Here is a 4,802-nt window from a genome sequence, read left to right as displayed (position 1 = left end):
AGAAACAGCGACACACCCCCCCCCCACCCCCCCCCCCCCCCCCCCTCCCCCCCCCCCCCCCCCCCCCCCCCCCCCCCCCCCCCCCCCCCCCCCCCCCGGACCCGCGCATCGACACCTGCGCGTACGATCCGCTGCGCCCTGACGCCCCTCGCCTGACGGCCTGGAAACGCTGTAGCCGAGGTCACGGCGGCCGCCGTCAAGGGGGCCGCCACCACCGCGTAGACTTGGCAGCTGTTGTTCGAGTGTCTTCTGCGTAAGACGCTGTCCAACGAATCCCACACCCGCCGCGGCGGGTGGCCGTCTCAGGCTGAGTCGATCTACGGCTCGCAAGTTTCGCCGAGCCGAGCCAATTTACGGCTCGCAAGCTTCGCCGAGGTGGGGGATTCAGGCGGTCCCGCTCACTTCAGCGGGATTCGTTTCACACCAACAACGAAAGCTAGGTAAACCTGTGCGCACGTACAGCCCTAAGCCGGGTGACATTGACCCGCAGTGGCTCGTGATCGACGCGACCGACGTGGTGTTGGGCCGGCTCGCGACGCACGCTGCCGATCTGCTCCGAGGCAAGCACAAGCCGACCTTCGCACCGAACGCGGACACGGGTGACTACGTCATCATCGTGAACGCCGAGAAGGTCGTCCTGACCCGGAACAAGCTCCAGACCAAGAAGGCCTACCGCCACTCCGGCTACCCGGGCGGTCTCAAGGAGAAGTCGTACGCCGACTTCATGGAGAAGGCCCCCCACAAGGTCGTCGAGAAGGCCGTCTTCGGCATGCTGCCGAAGAACAAGCTCGGCCGCGCCGTTTCCAAGAAGCTGAAGGTCTACGCGGGTCCCGGCCACCCGCACACCGCCCAGCAGCCGAAGCCGTACGAGATCAAGAAGATCGCGCAGTAGGCGCGGGCGGAACAGGAGCATCCACATGAGTGACGAGATCCAGGCCACCGAGGCCACCGAAGCCGCCGAGGTCGTCGAGACCGAAGCCCCCGAGGCCGTCGAAGCCGCTGAGGCCCCCGTGGCCGTCGAGGCGGTCGTTGACCCCGTCGAGGTCCCTGAGGTTCCCGCCGACGTCGCCGCCGCGCCGTCCGTGCCGAGCATCCCCATGGTCCCCGCCGACCGCGCGATCCAGACCGTGGGCCGCCGCAAGCGCGCCATCGCCCGCGTCCGCCTGGTCGCCGGCACCGGCAAGTACGTCGTCAACGGCAAGACCCTCGAGGACTACTTCCCGAGCAAGGTCCACCAGCAGACCGTCGCGGAGCCCTTCGTGACCGTCGAGGCCGGCGACAACTTCGACGTCCTGGTCAACATCCACGGCGGCGGCGCCACCGGCCAGGCCGGCGCGCTCCGCCTCGGCATCGCCCGGGCCCTGGTCGAGATCGACCCGAACACCCGCCCGGCCCTCAAGGCCGCCGGGTTCCTGACCCGCGACGCCCGCGAGAAGGAATCGAAGAAGTACGGCCTCAAGAAGGCCCGCAAGGCACCGCAGTACTCGAAGCGCTAGCACGCCTTCCCCACTCCAGTGGGGACGCGCTAGTCTGCACAAGCGACGGGGCTGCCGAGGAGGACATCCTCGGCGGCCCCCGTTTTTTTATGCCACAACGATGGGAAGCCACACCGTGTCACGACTGTTCGGGACCGACGGCGTACGGGGGCGGGCGAACGCCGACCTCACGCCCGACCTGGCACTCCGCCTCAACATCGCCGCCGCGCGCGTCCTCGGCGCGACTGACCGGCGCCCGGTCGCCGTCATCGGCCGCGACCCCCGCGCCTCCGGCGACATGCTCGCCGCCGCCAGCGCGGCAGGCCTCGCCGCGGCGGGCGTGAAAGTCATCGACCTGGGCATCCTTCCCACGCCCGCGGTCGCCCACCTCACGGCCCTGACCGGCGCCGACTTCGGCGTCATGGTCTCGGCCTCGCACAACCCCATGCCCGACAACGGCATCAAGTTCTTCGCGGCCGGCGGCCGCAAACTCCCCGACGAGGTCGAGGACGCCATCGAGGCGGCCATGGGCGACCCGGCGCCGCTGCCGCAGGGCGACGGCGTCGGCCGCATCGTCCGCTCCGTGGACCCCGTCGAGTCGTACATCGAGCACCTGGTCGCGGCCACCCCGCACCCCCTTGACGGCATCAAGGTCGTGCTCGACCCCGCCAACGGCGCGGCGAGCGGCGCGGCCCCCGAGGCCCTGCGCCGCGCGGGCGCCGAGGTCGTGCTCATCAACGCCGACCCCAACGGGCTCAACATCAACGAGGACTGCGGCTCCACCCACATGGGCGGGCTGCGCGCGGCCGTCGTCGAGCACGGCGCGCACGCCGGTATCGCGCTCGACGGGGACGCGGACCGCTGCCTCGCGGTGGACGCGGACGGCAACGACGTCGACGGCGACGCGATCATGGCGATCCTGGCGCTGGCGATGCGCGAGGCCGGGCAGCTGCGGGGCGACACGCTCGTCACCACCGTGATGTCGAACCTGGGCCTGCACCAGGCGATGGGCGCGGCCGGGATCAAGCTCGAGGTCACCGGTGTCGGCGACCGCTATGTGCTGGAGCGGCTCGGCGAGGGCGGGTACTCGCTCGGCGGCGAGCAGTCGGGGCACATCATCGTCTCCGACCACGCGACCACCGGCGACGGGACGCTCACGGCGATCCTGCTCCTGGCGCGCATGGCCGCCACCGGAAAGTCGCTCGCGGAACTCGCTTCGGTGTTCACGCCCGCGCCGCAGGTCCTCATCAACGTGCGGGTCGCGGACAAGTCCGTGATCGACCATGCGGACGTGGTCAGCGCGGTGGCCCAGTGGCAGGCGAAGCTCGGCTCCGACGGCCGGGTCCTGTTGCGCCCCTCCGGGACCGAGCCGCTGGTGCGGGTCATGGTGGAGGCCTCGGAGGAGCCGGTGGCGCAGTCCGTCGCGGCCGAGCTCGTGGCGGTCGTCGAGAACGCCCTGGGCTGATTCCGACCATCTTCTTACGCGACGGGAGGGCCACCTTCGGCGACGCGTGCGAGCCGTCAATTGGCGCTGCACGGGTGCCCTCCCGTTGGCATAGATGCACTAAGCTCACGCTCTATGAGCAACCCAATCGTCTGGATCCTGATCCTCCTGTTGCTGATCGGCCTGATCCTGGTGTTCGCGGCCCTCGGCGGCCGGAACAAACTGGTGCGAATGCGCAACATCACCCAGGAGTCTTGGGCGCAGATCGATGTCGAGCTCCAGCGCCGGTACGACCTGCTGGACAACCTGATGTACGTCGTGCAGCAGGCCGCGGGCTCCGAGAACGCGACGCTGCGGCAGGTCGCCGAGGCGCGCGCGATGGCCATGCAGACCCGCCAGGACCCGAACGCGGGCCACGGCCAGCAGGGTGCGGCCGAAGGCCAGCTCGGGAACGCCATCCGCGGCGTCATCCACATGCAGGAGTCCTACCCGGCGCTGCAGACCAACCAGAACTTCCTGCAGCTGCAGACCGAGATCACCGAGACCGAGAACCGCATCGCGGCCCCGCGCCGGTTCTACAACGCGAACGTGCGCGAGTACAACACCGCGCTGCAGGTCTTCCCCGGTTCGATCTCCGCGAAGATGGGCGGGTTCAAGCCCGAGGAGTACTTCGAGCTCGACAACCCGGCCGCCCGCACCGCGCCGAAGATGCGCGACATGGGCCAGCCCGCGTACATGCAGCAGCCCCCGGCCCAGCAGCAGATGCCGCCGCAGCCCGCACCCGGCCAGATGCCGTACGGCCAGCCGCAGCAGGTCGGCTACCAGCAGCAGCCCCCGCAGCAGCCCGGTTACGGCCAGCCCGCCCCGCAGCCCGGCTACGGGCAGCAGCCCCAGCCCGGTTACGGCGCCCCGCAGCCCGGCTACGGCCAGCCCGCGCCCCAGCCGGGCTACCCGCAGCAGCCCCAGCAGCCCCAGCAGCCGCAGCAGCCCGGTTACGGTCAGCAGCCCTACGGCCGGTAGCCCCCGGCGGCGACCCCGAATCCCCAGCCCGAAGGAACCACCCCAGTGAACGAGACACTGCTCGCTTCGAGCAGCAGTAGCGACATGCCCTGGTGGGCTTACGTCCTGTGCCTCCTCGTGGTCGGCGTCGGCGCGTACTTCGCTTGGCGCGCACGGCAGAAGAAGATCGCGATGTACCGGGCCTGGGCGGCCCAGTACGGCTTCCACTACGAGCCCGGCGACAACTCGGTGACCGGCCTGTCTACTGAGGAGCCCTTCAACCAGGGGCACTCGCGCAAGGGCATCGACGTCTTCCGCGGCATGTACAAGAACGTGCACATCGTGTTCTTCCAGTACCAGTACTCCACCGGCAGCGGCAAGGAGCGGAAGACGTTCAACTACCAGGTCGTCGCGATCGGCCTGCCGACCTCGCGGCCGCTGCTGGACATCAGCCAGGAGAACTTCCTGACCAAGCGGTTCGCGAAGGACATCGACTTCGAGAACCAGGCGTTCAACGACTTCTTCCGGATCAAGTCGCCGAACCGGCGGTTCGCGTACGACATCATCCACGCCCGCACCATGGAGTGGATGCTGCAGGACCAGCGCGCCCGCTCGTACGGCTGGCGGTTCGAGGGGCCGTGGCTCATGACCTCCCGCCAAGGGGGGATCAAGCTCGAAGAGGTGTTCTTCTACGCGGACTTCCTGCTCGACATCCTCGGCCAGGTGCCCAGACACGTCTGGTCGAACAACTGAGAACCCGCCGGGGGGGGGGGGGGGGGGGGGGGGGGGGGGGGGTGGGGGGGGCGGGGGGGGGGGGGGGGGGGGGGGGGGGGGGGGAGGGAGGGGAATGGAAGGACGGACGGTGTTTTTTGTCTTTACCTCTG

The 4,802-nt window shown here is 69.8% G+C and carries 5 protein-coding genes; all 5 read left to right on the top strand.

The features are described 5' to 3' along the window. Positions 1-448 precede the first annotated feature (448 nt). On the top strand, positions 449-892 hold the full coding sequence (gene rplM, locus ACZ60M_RS25395; protein ID WP_465422036.1) for a 50S ribosomal protein L13: 444 nt from the start codon (positions 449-451) through the stop codon (positions 890-892). A 25-nt stretch (positions 893-917) separates the two neighbouring features. Next, positions 918-1,496, top strand: a complete 579-nt coding sequence (gene rpsI / locus ACZ60M_RS25390) for a 30S ribosomal protein S9 (RefSeq protein WP_465422034.1) — start codon at positions 918-920, stop codon at positions 1,494-1,496. A gap of 115 nt (positions 1,497-1,611) precedes the next feature. Next, on the top strand, positions 1,612-2,940 hold the full coding sequence (gene glmM / locus ACZ60M_RS25385; protein ID WP_465422032.1) for a phosphoglucosamine mutase: 1,329 nt from the start codon (positions 1,612-1,614) through the stop codon (positions 2,938-2,940). 114 nt (positions 2,941-3,054) lie between these two features. Further along, positions 3,055-3,939 (top strand): LemA family protein, encoded by an 885-nt coding sequence (locus tag ACZ60M_RS25380; protein WP_465422030.1) that lies wholly within the window; start codon positions 3,055-3,057, stop codon positions 3,937-3,939. Between the two features lie 45 nt (positions 3,940-3,984). Then, positions 3,985-4,671 (top strand): hypothetical protein, encoded by a 687-nt coding sequence (locus tag ACZ60M_RS25375; RefSeq protein WP_465422029.1) that lies wholly within the window; start codon positions 3,985-3,987, stop codon positions 4,669-4,671. Positions 4,672-4,802 lie beyond the last annotated feature (131 nt).

It is taken from the genome of Glycomyces sp. NPDC050141 (assembly GCF_055586545.1).
This window is presented reverse-complemented; position numbering and strand designations above follow the sequence as displayed.